The organism is Paenibacillus radicis (ex Xue et al. 2023) (genome assembly GCF_024722015.1).
GTDB lineage: Bacteria > Bacillota > Bacilli > Paenibacillales > NBRC-103111 > Paenibacillus_S.
Window position 1 is genome coordinate 17,868 of record NZ_JANQBD010000036.1, and the last position, 16,575, is coordinate 34,442.

Annotated in this window: 18 protein-coding genes and 1 riboswitch; of the genes, 17 read left to right on the top strand and 1 reads right to left on the bottom strand. The window is 45.5% G+C overall.

All coding sequences use genetic code 11. From position 1 onward, the window contains the following. Positions 1-87 precede the first annotated feature (87 nt). Positions 88-864 carry a tRNA1(Val) (adenine(37)-N6)-methyltransferase gene (locus tag NV381_RS33350; protein WP_258217628.1) on the top strand — a complete coding sequence of 259 codons (777 nt, stop codon included), beginning with the start codon at positions 88-90 and terminating at the stop codon, positions 862-864. After that, entirely contained in the window at positions 824-1,750 is a 927-nt protein-coding gene (gene rsmI, locus NV381_RS33355; protein WP_258217629.1) for a 16S rRNA (cytidine(1402)-2'-O)-methyltransferase, read from the top strand. Before NV381_RS33350 ends, rsmI begins: the two co-directional genes overlap by 41 nt. 394 nt (positions 1,751-2,144) lie before the next feature. Here the strand turns inward: rsmI and NV381_RS33360 are convergent, their stop codons facing one another. After that, positions 2,145-2,399, bottom strand: coding sequence for an AbrB/MazE/SpoVT family DNA-binding domain-containing protein (locus NV381_RS33360; protein WP_010501678.1), 255 nt, complete (start codon positions 2,397-2,399; stop codon positions 2,145-2,147). A 362-nt stretch (positions 2,400-2,761) separates the two neighbouring features. Here NV381_RS33360 and NV381_RS33365 point away from each other — a divergent pair, with 362 nt between their 5' ends. The 15 genes from NV381_RS33365 to pth all read left to right on the top strand — a co-directional run bounded on the left by NV381_RS33365 (position 2,762) and on the right by pth (position 16,468). Further along, positions 2,762-4,051, top strand: a complete 1,290-nt coding sequence (locus NV381_RS33365; protein ID WP_258217630.1) for an HD domain-containing protein — start codon at positions 2,762-2,764, stop codon at positions 4,049-4,051. A gap of 48 nt (positions 4,052-4,099) precedes the next feature. Beyond that, positions 4,100-4,867 carry a TatD family hydrolase gene (locus NV381_RS33370; RefSeq protein WP_258217631.1) on the top strand — a complete coding sequence of 256 codons (768 nt, stop codon included), beginning with the start codon at positions 4,100-4,102 and terminating at the stop codon, positions 4,865-4,867. 225 nt (positions 4,868-5,092) lie between these two features. Next, positions 5,093-5,287, top strand: a riboswitch (cyclic di-AMP (ydaO/yuaA leader). Between the two features lie 287 nt (positions 5,288-5,574). After that, a complete protein-coding gene (locus tag NV381_RS33375) occupies positions 5,575-6,714 on the top strand; it encodes a ubiquitin-like domain-containing protein (RefSeq protein WP_419182327.1) in 1,140 nt (379 codons plus the stop codon). 646 nt (positions 6,715-7,360) lie between these two features. Further along, complete coding sequence (gene rnmV, locus NV381_RS33380) at positions 7,361-7,906, top strand: ribonuclease M5 (RefSeq protein ID WP_258217632.1); 546 nt, start codon at positions 7,361-7,363, stop codon at positions 7,904-7,906. A 12-nt stretch (positions 7,907-7,918) separates the two neighbouring features. Continuing rightward, a complete protein-coding gene (rsmA, locus tag NV381_RS33385) occupies positions 7,919-8,830 on the top strand; it encodes a 16S rRNA (adenine(1518)-N(6)/adenine(1519)-N(6))-dimethyltransferase RsmA (RefSeq protein ID WP_258217633.1) in 912 nt (303 codons plus the stop codon). Positions 8,831-8,940: 110 nt separating this feature from the next. Next, positions 8,941-9,819 (top strand): sporulation peptidase YabG, encoded by an 879-nt coding sequence (gene yabG, locus NV381_RS33390; protein ID WP_258217634.1) that lies wholly within the window; start codon positions 8,941-8,943, stop codon positions 9,817-9,819. 186 nt (positions 9,820-10,005) lie between these two features. Beyond that, on the top strand, positions 10,006-10,278 hold the full coding sequence (gene veg / locus NV381_RS33395) for a biofilm formation stimulator Veg (RefSeq protein ID WP_133236016.1): 273 nt from the start codon (positions 10,006-10,008) through the stop codon (positions 10,276-10,278). Positions 10,279-10,400: 122 nt separating this feature from the next. Beyond that, positions 10,401-10,598: a small, acid-soluble spore protein, alpha/beta type gene (locus tag NV381_RS33400; protein ID WP_171656586.1), complete on the top strand. Its 198-nt coding sequence runs from the start codon at positions 10,401-10,403 to the stop codon at positions 10,596-10,598. Positions 10,599-10,762: 164 nt separating this feature from the next. Next, positions 10,763-11,617, top strand: coding sequence for a 4-(cytidine 5'-diphospho)-2-C-methyl-D-erythritol kinase (gene ispE / locus NV381_RS33405; RefSeq protein ID WP_258217635.1), 855 nt, complete (start codon positions 10,763-10,765; stop codon positions 11,615-11,617). A 135-nt stretch (positions 11,618-11,752) separates the two neighbouring features. Further along, entirely contained in the window at positions 11,753-12,580 is an 828-nt protein-coding gene (gene purR / locus NV381_RS33410) for a pur operon repressor (RefSeq protein WP_258217636.1), read from the top strand. A 6-nt stretch (positions 12,581-12,586) separates the two neighbouring features. Beyond that, positions 12,587-12,973: a RidA family protein gene (locus NV381_RS33415; protein ID WP_258217637.1), complete on the top strand. Its 387-nt coding sequence runs from the start codon at positions 12,587-12,589 to the stop codon at positions 12,971-12,973. Between the two features lie 121 nt (positions 12,974-13,094). Continuing rightward, positions 13,095-13,379, top strand: a complete 285-nt coding sequence (gene spoVG / locus NV381_RS33420) for a septation regulator SpoVG (RefSeq protein ID WP_089201676.1) — start codon at positions 13,095-13,097, stop codon at positions 13,377-13,379. Positions 13,380-13,603: 224 nt separating this feature from the next. Next, positions 13,604-15,004, top strand: a complete 1,401-nt coding sequence (gene glmU / locus NV381_RS33425) for a bifunctional UDP-N-acetylglucosamine diphosphorylase/glucosamine-1-phosphate N-acetyltransferase GlmU (RefSeq protein WP_258217638.1) — start codon at positions 13,604-13,606, stop codon at positions 15,002-15,004. Positions 15,005-15,128: 124 nt separating this feature from the next. Continuing rightward, entirely contained in the window at positions 15,129-15,758 is a 630-nt protein-coding gene (locus tag NV381_RS33430; protein ID WP_258217639.1) for a 50S ribosomal protein L25, read from the top strand. Positions 15,759-15,907: 149 nt separating this feature from the next. Continuing rightward, entirely contained in the window at positions 15,908-16,468 is a 561-nt protein-coding gene (gene pth, locus NV381_RS33435) for an aminoacyl-tRNA hydrolase (RefSeq protein ID WP_258217640.1), read from the top strand. The last annotated feature ends 107 nt before the right edge of the window (positions 16,469-16,575 follow it).

The following is a 16,575-nucleotide window of genomic DNA, read 5'->3' on the forward strand; positions in this document are numbered from 1 at the left end:
AGTGTGAAAACTTTCATGTAATAAGAACCACCGTAGGGAAGTATACACTTCTCTGCGGTTTTTTTGAAGAAAGAGGAAAACAATATTATGGATAATGTTCAATTAAATAGCAGTGAGAGGCTTGATGATCTGCTAACCGAAAATTTAAAAATCATTCAGAGCGATGAAGTATTTAGCTTTTCTTTGGACGCTGTGCTGTTGGGGCGCTTCAGTTATGTTCCTCTATCATCTAAAGGGCGTATTGTGGATTTGTGTACAGGTAATGGCGTTATTCCGCTGCTGCTTACAACCAGAACCAAAGCTTCCATTATCGGCGTAGAAATTCAGGACAGACTTGCTGATATGGCAGAGCGCAATGTAAGGATCAATAAGCTGGAGCAGCAAATTCGAATCGTACACGGTGACTTGCGCAATGTCGATAAGAAGCTGGGTTACGGGGAGTTTGATGTGGTTACAGTTAATCCGCCCTATTTGCCGGTCCCGAACGGTGAGCAGAACATGAATGAGCATTTTGCTGCCGCGAGGCATGAAGTCCACTGTACGTTGGAGGATGTAGTCAGGACGAGCAGTCGGTTGGTCAGAAATGGCGGACGTGTAGCCATGGTACATCGGCCCAGTCGACTAGTAGAGATTTTCTGTACAATGCGCGAGTACAGGCTGGAGCCTAAGCGAATCCGCTATGTGCATCCGCGAGCTGGCGAAGAAGCAAATATGGTGCTTATAGAAGCAGTTAGGGATGGGAAGCCGGAGATTAGAACGCTGCCTCCATTGATTGTTTACAAAAATAAAACGGAATATTGCGATGAGCTGTTGGAGATTTATTATGGCCAGCGAACTGAACTCATCCAACCGCCCGTACTATAATGAGGGAACGCATGTGAAAATTCAAAAGAGCTATCATCAGGATGCAGGAGCAGGCAAGCTTTATTTAGTAGGTACCCCAATCGGCAATTTGGAGGATATCACCTTCAGGGCTATCAGGATTTTGAAGGAAGTACAGTGGATTGCGGCTGAGGATACGAGGCAGACACGCAAGCTGCTGACGCATTTTGAAATATCGACCCGGTTAATCAGCTACCATGAGCATAACAAGCAGGCTAGCGGCCCTGAATTGATTCGTATCATGCAGTCGGGTGAATCGATAGCATTGGTGAGCGATGCGGGACTCCCTGCTATATGCGATCCTGGGGCTGATTTGGTAAGGCAAGCTGTGGAGGCGGGGATCGATGTCATCCCGATACCTGGTGCCAATGCGGCACTGTCGGCGTTAATCATATCGGGGCTTTCTACGGATCGCTTTACTTTCCTCGGCTTCCTGCCGCGAGACAGGAAACCTCTGCTCCAGGAGCTTCAGCTGCTTCATTCTGCGAAGGAAACACTAATTTGCTATGAATCCCCCCATCGGATTATGAAGACCTTGGAAGCCATGCTTGAGGTGTGGAACCCGGAACGGCAAATGTGCCTGATTCGCGAGCTCACCAAGAAGTACGAGGAAGCGGCCAGAGGTACCATTCAAGAGTGCTATGATTTACTTCTGGAACAGCCTCCCCAAGGTGAGTATTGCATTGTAGTTGAAGGCATGACTGCGTCCGAGAATGCCGCATCTGTAGCATGGTGGGAGGCATTCGGATTGGAGGAGCATGTGGAGCATTATGTGACACAGGGGCTCGACCGCAAAGAAGCGATCAAACGCGCCGCCGCCGATCGGCAGATGCCTAAGCGCGAGCTTTATAATTTTTTGCATAAGTAAGTCATTTAGGATATCTTGAGTTTATATGTGGGCCATTGCCAATTACGGCAATGTAACTCCCGCTTGACTTGCAAAGCCCAAGCGCTCGTCTCTCTACTATAATATAGTGGAGTTTGAAAAAGGGGATAGGTGAATAAGGGTTTGTGCTGGAGAGTTTACGCGCCGCCTTTGAACCTGTGTTCCAACCTCCTAGTTTAATTAGGGAACACAGGTTCAACAGCGGCCGGAGGCACATCCCTTATCACCGTTAGTTACACTTTTTCAAACTCCCACCACCACCCCAAAAAAAATCCCTAATTTGCAGAAAGCCTGCAAATCAGGGACATAGAGGAGATATGAAAAAGGTTAGAATTACCTAAGTAAGAAGTGCTATCCTTATTATAACCTATTTTTCTTATTTTGTCACAGGTATTGGCATTTCTGATAAACATTCGTGACAAACAATTTTTCCCTTAAAATAAGAAACGTTTTCGGCATTGCCACAAAAGATACAAGCTGGCTCGTACTTCTTCAACATAATGCGTTCGCCGTCCACATAGATTTCCAATGCATCCTTCTCGCCTATGCCCAAAGTACGGCGAAGCTCGATAGGTATAACAACGCGACCCAATTCGTCGACTTTTCTAACGATACCAGTAGATTTCATCATAATATAAGTACCCCTCTCGGAAAATAAATCGTCATGTTTCGACATAATTCTTATTATTCATGATACCAACCATTCCCATAATAGTCAACCTTCATATTGGCATTTTGCCTCTCAATATTTGGTAAAAACCAACCGATTTAACCAAAAATTTATTATTTTTTTAGATAAACCTTGAGAATAAAGCAAATTTGTGAACAAACCTATTAGAAGGTGTTTTTGCAGCTATTTGCTATTAACCTAAAAAATGTAAGCATTTTACAGCTTGTAATTGGAAGATGAATATGACATTATTCGACATAACGAGTGGCCAGTAAAACCTATTATGTCGAAAAATATACTTTAACTCCAGGAGGTGACCCCTTATGTCCAGTCCCTTAAAAGAAGAAAAAGTATTTAAAGATCCGGTTCATAAGTATATCTATGTGCAGGACCGTACCATTTGGGATCTTATTAATACAAAGGAATTTCAGAGGCTTCGCCGGATACGTCAGTTGGGGACATGCTTTTTAACGTTTCATGGCGCGGAGCATAGCCGGTTTTCTCATTCTCTGGGCGTATATGAAGTAACCCGTAAAATCATCTCGCAATTTGAACGCAACAAATACGAGGATTGGCCTAGTGAAGAACGGCTGTTGTGCTTATGCGCCGCGCTGCTTCATGATGTAGGTCATGGTCCGTTCTCCCATTCCATTGAAAAAACCTTTGGAACCCATCATGAGGACTGGTCCTGCCGCATTGTACTTGGCAACACGGAAATCAATCGGGTGTTAAGAGAGGTTTCACCCACTTTTCCTCAGCAAGTAGCGGGTGTCATCGCCAAAACGTATCATAAAGAAATTGTGGTCAGTCTAGTTTCGAGTCAATTGGATGCGGATCGTATGGATTACTTATTGCGCGATGCCTACTTCACTGGTGTGAATTACGGTACGTTTGATTTGGAGCGGATATTGCGTGTTATGCGGCCCTTTCAAGGACATATTGTAATGAAAGAAAGCGGTATGCATGCTGTAGAAGACTACTTAATGTCACGTTATCAGATGTATTGGCAAATATATTTCCATCCGGTAACACGCAGCGCTGAGATTGTATTACATAAGGTGTTTCAAAGAGCAAAGCAGTTATTCGAAGAAGGCTACAGCTTCGCCTTCATGCTGCCGCCATTGCTGAGCTTATTCCGTCAATCGCTTACCGTTCAGGAATATCACATGCTGGATGAGGCGTTAATGCAAACGGTGCTGATGCAGTGGGCGTATGAAAAGGATGAAATTTTGTCAGACCTGTGCTCACGGTTTCTGAATCGTAATCTTTTTAAATATGTGTCCTTGGAGCGGATTGAAGCTGAACAGATCGAACGGCTGAGGGAAACGATGGAAGGACTTGGAATGGACCCTATTTTTTATCTGGCCATTGATTTTCCGTCCGATCTTTCCTATGATGTGTACCGCCCTGGCGATCATGACGAAAAACTGCCCATTTTGTTATTGGATAACAAGGATAGATTAACTGAGATATCGCTTAAATCCGACATTGTAAGATCAATCAGTGGTATTCATATGGGGAAATATCATTTGTATTTCCCGGAAGAGCTGCTTCTTCATAGCCAGCGGCAGACTTTTGCACCGGATATTCGCAGGCTGCTGGGCATAGATTAAGCGAAAGTTTTACCTACATAAAGCAAATAAAGGAGAATGGCTACTTCAATGTTAACAGACACGCATACTCATCTTAATGCTCCCCAGTTCGATGAAGATCGACATGACGTTATTCAGCGCGCGCTGGAGAGCGGAATCAGTCGAATCATTAATGTCGGATTTAATCGGGAAACCATCCCTAGCTCCATTGCCTTAGCGGAGCAATATGATTTTATTTATTCAACCGTTGGTTGGCATCCTCAGGATGCGAAGGATATGACGGCGGATGATTTAGATTGGATCGAACAATTATGTGCCCATCCGAAAGTGGTAGCCATAGGTGAGATTGGCCTTGATTATTATTGGGACACCTCGCCTAAAGATGTGCAGGATCGTGTATTTCGGGAGCAAATCCGGTTGGCGCGTAAGCTGGGTATGCCGATCGTGATTCACAACCGCGATGCGCACCATGACATTCTTCAGGTTCTTCGTGAGGAAAAGGCTTCAGATGTTGGAGGGGTCATGCACTGCTTCTCAGGCAGCTGGGAAACGGCGAAGCTCTGTATGGATATGAATTTTCACATTTCCTTCGGAGGTCCTGTTACATTCAAGAATGCAAAGCAGCCAAAAGAAGTGTTGGAAAAGGTACCGTTAAATCGTCTTTTGATTGAAACAGATGCCCCCTATTTAACCCCGCACCCATTTCGCGGCAAGAGGAACGAGACGGCATATGTGAAATTAGTCGCAGAAACGGCTGCTGAGCTTAAAGGGCTGACTTTGGAAGAATTAGCTCGGGTAACTACCCAAAATGCGGTTACATTATTCGGGTTACTTTAATTTGGTTATAAGGGTTTGGACGAGTCTATTTTCGTCGAAAACACGATAATCAAAGAAATATATGGTATATTGTACGATTTCAACAGAAAAACAATGGTTTTATTCCTGAAAACGGATGAAAATACCTAATATGGTCAAAAATCAAGGTTTTTTGACCAGTTTGTATACTTTACAACTTTGTATCAGACAGCGTAAACTCAATATTAACTTAATACGTTTACCAAGTTTTCATTTTCGCTGAGTTTCCATCAGGGAAACGGGGGAACCGCAAAGTGACTGTCCCATTTTTTCAATGAGACAAAGGTCGCATTTTCAGGGGTGAATCATGGTTAGGTCATGTTACAGTGAACCGACCCAAGTAGGGCGACTCTCAAGTCCGAATCCGTCAGCTAACCTCGTAAGCGTTAAGAGAGAGGTAACGATTGTCGTGCGCTTTATTTCATATTGCTGAAATAACTCAAAGTCACGGGAAGAGTCCTCTTTCCGCGACTTTTTTGTGTTCTTCGTTACGATATTCAATTCACAGACCGGGTACATAGCTGCTCAGGTAACCAAGGAGGTGCTAGCCGCACGCAGGAAGAACGATATGGAAAGTAAGATTGCAGCCCCTAGTTGATTAACGAAAAGATTGCAAAATTAAACCATAGTCGCGTCAGATGAATCATGCGTAACACACGACGGCGGGGCTTTGAAGGAGGACCGAACAAGTGGGAGCTATTCACCATGAGCAACCCCATGTAAGACGATCATCCAGCATGTCCTTCGCAATGCGATGGAAGCATGAAAACTTGCGTTTGATTTGGATCATTGGACTTATTTCAATCGCTATGACTTTCATGTTTATGATGATGTTACACGGTACGGCTACCAAGAAGGTATCTGTAGTTGTGAACGGACAGGAATCGGTTGTTTATACTAAACAATGGGTTCTACAGAGTTTACTGGATGAGCAAGGAATATCTGTTGGAGAGCACGATCGTCTCTCTGCAGAGCTTGGAGCCAAGCTGAAGAGCGGGGACCGGATTGCGATAGAACATGCACAACCGGTGCATTTAACAGCGGATGGAGAAACCAAGACCCTGTATACGGTGGCTAAGACCGTGGGGACTGCTTTAAGCGAATTAAAAGTGCCGGTTGGCGAGCTAGACAAGGTTAGTCCGGCTATTGATGCCAATTTGGCGGAGAATAGGGCAATCCAGATCGTCCGTGTCAAGAAAGAGACGGAAGAGGTAACGGAACCGATTGCTTTTGATGTGGAGAAAAAGAATGATCCTCAGCTTGTTAAGGGGAAAGAGCAAATAGTTCAAGAAGGACAAGAAGGGCTGCTCCTAAAAACGAAAGAAAAGCTGTTTGAAGATGGTAAGCTTGTATCCGAACAAGTGGTTGATGAAAAGGTAAAGTCTGAAAGCATCAATAAAATTGTTGCAATAGGAACGAAAAATCCGGTAGTAGTATTATCAGCATCCTCGCCGAATTTGCAAGATGTGATGAAGAGCGGCGTTTCTTTCGGAGTGAAGCAGGTTATTAACAATGTGACGCTAACGGCCTATTCGGCTGGAGCATCATCAACTGGCAAAAGCGCCGAACACCCGCAGTATGGACTAACGTCCTCAGGCACGAGAGTAACGGAAGGTCGAACGATTGCAGTGGATCCTAAAGTAATTCCGCTCGGTTGGTGGGTTTATATTGACGGACTTGGATTCCGCAGAGCCGAAGATACCGGCAGTGCAGTTAAGGGTAACAAAGTTGATGTCTATTTTGACAACAACGATTATGCGAACCGTTTCGGCACTAAACGCGGGTATACCATTTACGTAATTGGACCCAAGAAACCTACAGCGGACTAAAGGCCTGCAATTAGGGCAGACTCATCATATATAGGTTTTGAAAGAAGAAGGGGGCATCCTCTTCTTTTTTCTGTTCATTTGGATTTCCCCCGGAGTCCCCCACCCAAACCCTCCCCGTCGGGAGGGCTCCAAGGGCTGGCCGCCCTCTGGACACCCGCTAACGTCTTGGGGTGGGAGGCAGATTGGCGTTTCGTATGCTATTATAGGTGGAGGATCGCTTTCGTCCCTAGGGGACACGCTTTCAGTTAGTGTTCCGCCCCCACCCAAACCCTCCAGAGTCCCCCACCCAAACCCTCCCCGCCGGGAGGGCTCCAAGGGCTACCGCCCTCTGGACACCCGCTTTATTGGGGAAGGAGCTTCGACAGTTCTTCGATGGGGTGGAGGTGATATGAGCGCGTTAGTCGTGGCTGCTTTGGCTTCGCGAAGCAAGCCACTCCACGCTTGCATAGTGTGCGGTAACAGGCTAGATCAGAGTGTCCCATTCATAAAGGCAGGAGATCAGAGGTGAAGCGTGTCCCGTAGGGACGGTAGCGATGTAAGTACATAAGGCTCCAAGGAAGCGCCAATCAAACCTCCTCCCCCAAACCCTCCCGGCGGGGAGGGTTTGGGAGGGGGAAATCCGGAGGGTTTGGGAGGGGTGAAATAAGTGATCAAGGAAATTATTGTGGTTGAAGGAAAAGATGATACAACGGCTATAAAACGAGCGGTTGAGGCGGAAACGATTGAGACCGGCGGATCGGCGATTAACAAGGACATTATTAAACGAATCAAGCTTGCCCAGCAGCGGCGTGGTGTAATTGTGCTGACCGACCCGGATCATGCCGGAGAGCGGATTCGTAAGATTATTACTGCCCAAGTGCCTGGCTGCAAGCATGCCTTTATAACGCAGGAGAATGCGACAAGCAAAGGGGATATTGGGGTAGAGAATGCATCTGTGGAGACGATCCGTGAAGCACTCTCTAACTTGCGTACGGATTATGAGTCAGCAGAGTCCGATATTACTTTAGACGATCTGGTTGCGGCAGGATTAATAGTTCATCCCCAAGCTGCTTCGCGACGTATGGCTGTAGGGAAAGTGTTGGGGATTGGCTATTGTAACGGCAAGCAATTTTATAAACGATGCAGAATGTTCCAAATCACACGTGAAGAATTTGCGGCTGCTTGGCGGCAGCTGGATAAAGAAGAGGGGTAAGTAGAGTTAACCATGGATACAGTCAAACCAACCGTACAAGAGGATATAGCTTCCCCAAAGAGAACCAATGAACTTTTGAAAAGACATGGTCTTGTATTGAAAAAAAGTCTGGGCCAAAATTTCCTGGTGGATCCGAACATTTTACATAAAATTGTTTCCGCTGCCGGGCTGGATGTATCTAAAGGAGTGCTGGAGATCGGTCCAGGGATCGGCGCATTAACCCAGCAGCTGTCCAAAATCGCAGGTAAAGTAGTAGCTATCGAGATCGACCAGCGGCTCTTGCCGCTTCTTCAGGAGACTTTAAGTGCTTATTCTCACGCTAGTGTCATTCATGGTGATGTACTGAAGGTGGATTTAAGTCCTTTATTTGACGAGCAGTTTCAAGGGTTCGAACAAGTCAGTGTTGTTGCAAATTTGCCTTATTATATAACGACGCCGATTATTATGAAGCTGTTGGAAGAGAAACTTCCTCTTGAGAATATTGTTGTCATGATTCAGAAGGAAGTAGCTGATCGGATGTCTGCAAAGCCGGGCGGCAAAGAGTATGGCAGCCTAAGCATTGCCGTACAGTATTATTGCGAACCGGAGATTGTAACTATAGTTCCGCGTACAGTCTTTATTCCTCAGCCCAATGTGGATTCTGCTGTCATTAAATTAAAGGTGCGCCAGCAGCCTGCCGTTGAAGTAGAGGATGAAGCTTTTTTCTTTGATGTGGTTCAAGCGTCCTTCGTACAGCGCAGAAAAACGATATATAACAACTTGGCAGCCCGTTATTTCAGTAAAGAGACGAAAGGGCAGCTGGAGGCCATATTACAGGGGGCGGGGATTGAGCCTTCCCGTAGGGGAGAAACGCTTTCTATGCAAGAATATGCGCGACTCAGCCGAGCGTTATCAGCAGCTTTGGGAAAACTTGAGAATGGATAGCAGTAGATCGACAAAATCATTCCATACAGGTCATCTGAATGTAAAAGGGGTATCGCTATTCACCAAATGCCTATAAAGGCCATAGGATAGACGAGGGAGGCGATTTGCCCATGAAACAGGGAGACCTGGTCACTCGTAGATCTTATGGTGGTGACATCCTTTTTAGAATTCAGGACATCCTGCAGCAGCAAGCAGTGCTGCGAGGGGTAGACTATCGTTTGCTAGCCGATGCTCCTATTCAAGATTTAACCACAGCGTCACAATTTGACCCCTATCAATATGCAGGATCTGTTAAACCGGCATGGATGGACTCGATGCGCAGGAAACAGGTGCAATCTGCCACTGCACCCTTGCAGGATAGCCTAAGTATGCCATCAGCAGAGAATGCTGCTCAAAGTTACTTTGAAATGCCTGGAAAGGTGCTTCATTTGGACGGAGACCCTGCTTATTTGCGAAAATGCATGAGTCTGTACGGGGAGCTTAGAGTACCTGTAGAGGGCTTTTATGTGGCTGAGGTGGATATGGCCGATGCTTTATATCGAATGCTGCCGCAAATCAGGCCGGATATAGTAGTCATAACAGGTCATGATGCCATACTAAAAGGTAGACGAAACGGAGATATCGGCCAGCTCAGCAGCTATAAGAACTCACACAACTTTGTTAAAGCGGTCAGGGTGGCCAGACAATATGAGAAGAATAAAGATACGCTCACAGTCATTGCGGGTGCATGTCAATCTCATTTTGAAGCACTGCTGCAAGCGGGGGCCAACTATGCCAGTTCACCGGCAAGGGTCTTGATTCATGCGTTTGATCCACTGTGTGTAGCAGCCAAGGTGTCCTTCACATCTATTAAGGATACGGTTAATATGGTCGATGTTATCAGGCTTACGCACAGTGGATTGGAAGGCATGGGTGGGATTGAATCCCGGGGAAGCTACCGTCGTGGAGTGCCCAGAGTTCAAAAAAATATTCCTGTTCAAGCACCCTAGGGTGCTTTTTCTTTTGAAAATAAGACGATTTTGTGAACGGACGAGGTCTTTTTATAGCCAAAACCTTACTCCATATAGGAAATATGCCGTTGACAACAGGTTTGTGTGACTGATATAATATTTGTTCTAATTTGACATACTACCACTATTGCTGTATACTTTGTAAGGAAAGAGGTGGAGTGGTCAATGGCTAAAAACGCGCTGTTGGAGATCAAACGCAGTTTGGAACCTCATGTCGGACAGAAAATCATGCTAAGAGCAAATGGTGGTCGCCGTAAAACGATCGAACGATCCGGTGTATTGGAGGAGACCTACCCTTCCGTTTTTATCGTGAAGCTGGATCAGGAACAAAACGCGTTTAAGCGAGTCTCATACAGTTACGCAGACATACTTACGGAGTCCGTGGAAGTTACCGTTTGTAACGATGACGGACAAGTACGGATCACTATACAGCAATAATATACATAAACAGCATGCCTGCGGGGCGTGCTGTTTTTTGTATATGCCCCTATTATTGCCTGCATGTAACGCTAAACCTCCGGACATACTACTCCTATCTTACCGCAAAGGAGGAAACACGCATGTCACGCAGGAACCGTGGAGTAATGTCGGAAGGGTTCAAATACGAGCTTGCGAAGGACTTGGGTTTTTATGAAACTGTGCAGCGTGAAGGCTGGGGAGGTATACGTACGAAGGATGCGGGCAACATGGTAAAAAGAGCGATTCAAATTGCCGAGCAAGCATCCAAACAGCAACCGCAGCAACCGCCAAGGTATTGATTAAGTAGTTCAAAACCGTTCAACGGAGGCTAGAGTGCGCAGAGCGCGGCTTTAGCTTTTTTTTGTTGCTTTTTTGGTATAGTATTAGTATTAGAACTTTTCCAGCATTTTTCCGTTAGTGGAATGACTGCTGTGAAGCAATAGAGCTGCAAAGAAGGTGTCCTATGAAAGTTTTTGAGAAAGCGCCGGCCAAAATTAATCTCATGCTGGATGTACTGCGTAAACGGGAAGATGGGTATCACGAGGTTGAAATGATTATGACCATGGTAGACCTCGCCGACCGTATTGAAATGCAGGAGCTGCCCAGAGATACGATTATGATTTCAAGCCAAGCCGGATACATACCGTTGGATGAGAAAAATTTGGCGTTCCAGGCAGCCAGATTAATCAAAGATCGTTACGATGTGAAGCAAGGTGTTTACATACATTTGGATAAAAAAATACCGGTCGCTGCAGGCCTAGCTGGAGGAAGCAGTGATGCGGCTGCCACTCTGCGCGGTCTGAATCGGCTGTGGGGGCTTGGCATTCCGATGGCAGAGCTCCAGCGATTAGGAGCCGAACTCGGCTCTGACGTGCCTTTCTGTGTTACTGGCGGAACCGCAATTGCTCGTGGGCGTGGCGAAAAGCTGGAGCCGATCGAGGCGCCGCCGCAATGCTGGGTTGTATTGGCCAAGCCTCCAATTAACGTCTCGACGGCAGATGTTTACGGTAAGCTGAGAGCTAACGCCATCCAGCATCATCCGTCAGCGGAGCTGGTATTGGAGGCTATTCGACTGAAGCGATTTGATTTGTTGTGTGATCGACTGGGAAACGTGCTGGAGGAAGTTACGTTGGATTTGTACCCGGAGGTTAGACGGCTCAAGGAATGTATGCTGCGGCTTGGTGCTGATGGTGTGCTTATGTCGGGCAGCGGGCCTACCGTATTCGGTTTGGTGTCCAAGGAAGCGAAGGTAGCCAGAATTTATAATGGACTGCGGGGATTTTGCAAGGATGTATTCGCCGTTCGTCTTTTGACCTGATGATGTTAAATTCCGTGATGTCACATACATGTTAGAATAATTTTCATGGACATCTTGAAAAAATACGTATAAAAATGGTATATTCATGTTATATTATTCGGATTTTATGCCATTTTACGATGAGGGGTGCCACCAATGAAAAAGTTAAAACGAAGTGCAAGATTGGTCGAAATGACGCAATACTTGCTTTTTCGCCCCCATACACTTATTCCTTTAACTACATTTGCGGATCGGTACAATTCGGCTAAATCATCTATAAGCGAAGATTTAGCGATTATAAAGGAAGTGTTTGAGGAAGAGGGGCTTGGTGATTTACAAACTTTAGCGGGTGCGGCCGGAGGGGTGAAGTTTATCCCTAAAGTGTCCAAAGCAGCATCCCTGCAGTTTATTCAAGGTATATGCAAACAGCTGGAGCAGCCGGAACGCATTTTGCCGGGCGGTTATATGTACATGTCGGATATTATGGGCCAGCCGTTCATTTTGAATGAAGTAGGCAAGATGTTTGCAACCGCTTTTTCTTCGAAGGACATTGATGTAGTTATGACAGTGGAAACCAAGGGAATTCCGATTGCTTATGCAACGGCTTCTTTCTTAAATCTGCCTGTTGTAATTGTCAGACGCGATAACAAAGTAACGGAAGGCTCAGCAGTGAGCATCAACTATGTATCCGGCTCCAACAAGCGTATTCAGACGATGTCTTTGTCGCGGAGAGCTTTGAAGGAAGAGTCGCGAGTGCTGATTATAGACGATTTTATGCGGGTTGGCGGTACGGTGCATGGGATGATGGACTTGTTGAAAGAGTTTAGAGCGACAGTAAAAGGGGTCGGCGTATTTGTGGAGTCCGGAGAAGTAGAGGAGCATCTGGTGGAAGAGTATATTTCACTGGCCAAGCTGTCTGGAGTTGATCCGAAAACCAAGCAAATTACGGTTGTGCCCGGTAATTATTTCTACGATGGAGAGTGACCTATTATGGGATTGAATATAATTGCAACTAATCAAGCTCCAGCAGCTATAGGACCTTATTCGCAAGCTGTACAATTTGGAGAGCTTCTTTTTACATCCGGACAAATTCCGCTTGGACTTGATGGACAAGTTGTAGAAGGTGGGATCGAAGAACAGACACATCAAGTATTTCGAAATTTGAAAGCGGTTTTGGAAGCGGGAGGCTCATCTTTTGCTCATGTAATTAAAGCGACAGTATTTATTAAAGATATGAATCAGTTCGCGCAGGTCAACCAAATCTATGCAGAGTACTTTGGAGACCATAAACCGGCTCGTTCAACTGTCGAAGTAGCGCGGCTGCCGAAGGATGTTTTTGTCGAAATAGAGCTGATCGCAACAGTTATTGTCGAATAATTTAAAATTAATCAAATATTTATTAAATTAAATAAATTTATATAAAATAAGAAGGAATTTGCCCTAAAATGTGGAATTTTATAGACCAAGTCTTCTAGATGGGAAAAGGTGGTGAACACTAGTGCAGATTACAGACGTGAGACTCCGTCGGGTTAACTCCGAAGGAAGAATGAAAGCCATTGCTTCCATAACCATCGACAACGAATTTGTGGTTCATGACATTCGTGTGATTGACGGTAACAACGGTATGTTCGTGGCGATGCCAAGCAAACGAACGCCCGATGGAGAGTTCAGGGATATCGCTCATCCGATTTCTTCCTCTACCCGCGAAAAGATTCAAGCTGCTGTTTTGGCAGAGTACGACCGTGCAGCGACTGAGGAAGAAGTAATCGTTGAAGGGGCATAATCGACGAGTTTGGGAGAGCCGCAAGCGGCTCTCTTTTCTTTTTGCATAAATTCATATATATTTGAATGCAGGGCGTAGTATGTTGCGCATAAGATAGTAGGAGCTGTTTTTAGGATTATTTTGATAATGAGGATGTTTGAAATAATGGGGCGCGCGTGTTTTTGGCTCGCTTCTTTTTGCGACATGACACTAGTGAGTATTTTTTGATAGAGGGAGTGACCGGATTGAATATATTGGGGATCGTTCTGGCAGCAGGACAAGGCAAGCGTATGAAATCGAAACTGTACAAGGTTTTGCATAAAGTTGGCGGGAAGCCAATGGTTGGGCATGTGATTCAGGCATTAGAGAAAATAGAGACACAAAGAACCATAGTAGTGGTTGGACATGGGGCTGAGTCGGTTAAATCGTATCTGGGAGACCGAGTTGAATATGCTATGCAGGATCAGCAGCTTGGTACTGGACATGCAGTTCTTCAAGCGGAGCCTCTGTTAGGAAATGAAGATGGGTTAACGGTTGTACTGTATGGCGACACTCCATTGATAACTAGTGAATCGCTGCAGGAAATGATCCGTATTCACTGTGAAAAGGGTGCGGCCGCGACAGTTATGACGGCAATCATGGATGATCCATTCGGTTTAGGGCGTATTATCCGGAGCGAGGATGGCCGTGTATCCCGTATCGTAGAGCAGAAGGATTGCAATGCCGAGGAACGAGAGATCAAAGAGATTAACTCCGGCATGTATTGCTTCTCTAACCGCAAGCTGTTTGACGCCTTGAACAAAGTGACGAACAACAATTCACAGAATGAATATTATTTAACTGATGTGTTAGGTATATTAGTTGGTCAAAATGAGATTGTCGAGGCTTATTGCACTCCAGATCCGATGGATACGTTCGGCGTTAATGATCGTGTAGCGCTGTCCGAGGCGGAGCGAATCATGCGTTCGCGTATAAACCGTAATCACATGCTGAACGGGGTTACCTTAATTGATCCTGCAAATACCTATATCGATGCTGATGTGCAAATTGGATCGGATACGGTTGTGCTGCCTGGAACTATTATAAAAGGTCATACGGTTATTGGGGAAGACTGCTTAATCGGCCCGAATACAGAAATTACGGACAGCACGATTGGAGATGGAGTACACATCAAGCAATCGGTGCTTTTGGATGCTGAAGTGGGAAGCCAAAGTGCGGTTGGACCTTTCGCTTATTTGCGTCCAGGTGCCAAGCTTGGGGAAAATGTGAAAATCGGTGATTTTGTTGAAATCAAAAATGCTATTTTGGCTGATGACGTTAAGGTTTCGCATCTTAGCTATATCGGTGATGCCAGGATAGGTAAAAATGTGAATTTCGGATGTGGCGCGATCACGGTTAATTATGACGGCTTCAATAAGCAGCTGACCGAAGTGGAAGAAGATGCATTTATCGGCAGTAATGTGAATTTGATTGCTCCCATCAAAATAGGCAAGGGCGCTTATGTAGTGGCCGGTTCAACGATTACGCATAATGTGGACGATAATGATGTGGCTATTGCTCGTGAGCGGCAGGTTAACAAACCGGGTTATGCGGAGAAATTACGCAATAAGTTTTCCGAGAAGAAACAGCGGCCGCAAAAGAACTAAGCGGACGCTTCATAGGCTCGCTTAGAAATAAGAGGTTTGATTCTCCTTCAATTGGGTAAATTAAAATTAGGAAATTTGTAAATGCCTAATCCCGATTTGCTAAATTGAAGGAGGTATTACCCTTATGACAGTTACAATGAAAGCGGAAGAACGAAACAGAGGCACAAAATCAGAACGCAAAGGGCTTCGCGCGAAGGGGAAAATTCCGGCAGTTCTATATGGTTCGAAGGTTAGCAGTACTCCTATCGCTATATCAGAAAAGGAGCTCTTGGTGCTGCTTCGCTCCAATCCGCATGCCATTATCGAGATGGATGTGCCGCAGATTGGGAAACAACCCGTTATGATCAGCGAGGTGCAACGTGATGCTCTTTCCAGAAGTGTTCTGCACGTCGATTTCCATCAAATCAATATGGACGAGCCCGTAACAACGACCGTTCGATTGGATTTTACAGGTGAGTCAGCCGGTGTACAAGCGGGCGGCATTCTGCAAATTCAGCATCACGAAATAGAAATTCGATGCTTACCAAGGGATATTCCTGCTTCCATTCAGGTGGATATCAGCGCTCTGGAGATTGGAACCAACGTTCTGGTTTCAGAGCTGCAGCTTCCAGCCACTATTGAAATCAAAACGGATATGAATGATGTTTTGGCTACAGTGCTGATGCCTCAGAAAGAAGTTATTGCTGATGATGCGGAAGATGAAAAGGATCAGAAGGCGGAAGCGGTGCCTGCAGGAGCGGCTGATCAAGAGTAAAGCAGCATGCATCGGTCGAATCTGTTGAAGTGAGCCTTGTCTGAGGGCGTGTCGATATGCGATGCGCTCTTTTGTTGTGTCCTTTATCAGGCTTCATGTATGGAGAAAAGTTTGGTATGATCGATTCAAGGAAGGGGAGAAGGTGCAACGTGAAATGGTTTGTAGGCTTAGGGAATCCTGGAACGCCTTATCAATCGACAAGGCATAACATTGGATTTATGGCAGTGGATCGGTTTGCTGACAAGCATGGTATCAAAATTACCCAGAGCAAATGCAAAGCGCTTATAGGCGAGGGAAATGTAAATGGGACTAAGGTTTATTTAATTAAGCCGATGACTTATATGAATTTATCCGGAGAATCCATCCGCGCTTTTATGGACTTTTACAAAGCCTCGATAGAAGATTTAGTCGTCGTGTATGATGATCTGGATACGTCCTACGGACAAATAAGGTTACGCTATCAGGGCAGTGCCGGAGGACATAACGGAATTAAGTCCACTATTCAACATTTGGGGACACAGTCCTTCTATCGCATCCGGATGGGCATTAATCGGCCTGCTCCCGGATATAATATAGCAGATTATGTATTGTCTTCTTTTTCCAAGGAGGAATTCAAGTCCATGCCGCAAATCCTGGATACGACTTGTGAAGCATTGGAATACACCCTTGATAATCCTTTTGAAAAGACAATGGCAAAGTTTAATGTTTAATTCATTGCTTTGGCTTCGAAGCCAGTCATGGTCTGCTGCGGGATGACAGATTTGGAAATCCGGGCTAAATTCCTCCTTTTTTGGTCATAATGAAGGAAAAGGAGGAG

Excerpts from the sequence above, each read along its gene's own strand:
- purR (WP_258217636.1), top strand. The coding sequence starts at position 11,753 with ATGAAAAAGTTAAAACGAAGTGCAAGATTGGTCGAAATGACGCAATAC.
- veg (WP_133236016.1), top strand. The coding sequence starts at position 10,006 with ATGGCTAAAAACGCGCTGTTGGAGATCAAACGCAGTTTGGAACCTCAT.
- NV381_RS33370 (WP_258217631.1), top strand. The coding sequence starts at position 4,100 with ATGTTAACAGACACGCATACTCATCTTAATGCTCCCCAGTTCGATGAA.
- NV381_RS33365 (WP_258217630.1), top strand. The coding sequence starts at position 2,762 with ATGTCCAGTCCCTTAAAAGAAGAAAAAGTATTTAAAGATCCGGTTCAT.
- rsmI (WP_258217629.1), top strand. The coding sequence starts at position 824 with ATGGCCAGCGAACTGAACTCATCCAACCGCCCGTACTATAATGAGGGA.
- NV381_RS33350 (WP_258217628.1), top strand. The coding sequence starts at position 88 with ATGGATAATGTTCAATTAAATAGCAGTGAGAGGCTTGATGATCTGCTA.
- NV381_RS33415 (WP_258217637.1), top strand. The coding sequence starts at position 12,587 with ATGGGATTGAATATAATTGCAACTAATCAAGCTCCAGCAGCTATAGGA.
- NV381_RS33430 (WP_258217639.1), top strand. The coding sequence starts at position 15,129 with ATGACAGTTACAATGAAAGCGGAAGAACGAAACAGAGGCACAAAATCA.
- NV381_RS33400 (WP_171656586.1), top strand. The coding sequence starts at position 10,401 with ATGTCACGCAGGAACCGTGGAGTAATGTCGGAAGGGTTCAAATACGAG.
- yabG (WP_258217634.1), top strand. The coding sequence starts at position 8,941 with ATGAAACAGGGAGACCTGGTCACTCGTAGATCTTATGGTGGTGACATC.
- NV381_RS33360 (WP_010501678.1), bottom strand. The coding sequence starts at position 2,399 with ATGATGAAATCTACTGGTATCGTTAGAAAAGTCGACGAATTGGGTCGC.
- rsmA (WP_258217633.1), top strand. The coding sequence starts at position 7,919 with ATGGATACAGTCAAACCAACCGTACAAGAGGATATAGCTTCCCCAAAG.
- ispE (WP_258217635.1), top strand. The coding sequence starts at position 10,763 with ATGAAAGTTTTTGAGAAAGCGCCGGCCAAAATTAATCTCATGCTGGAT.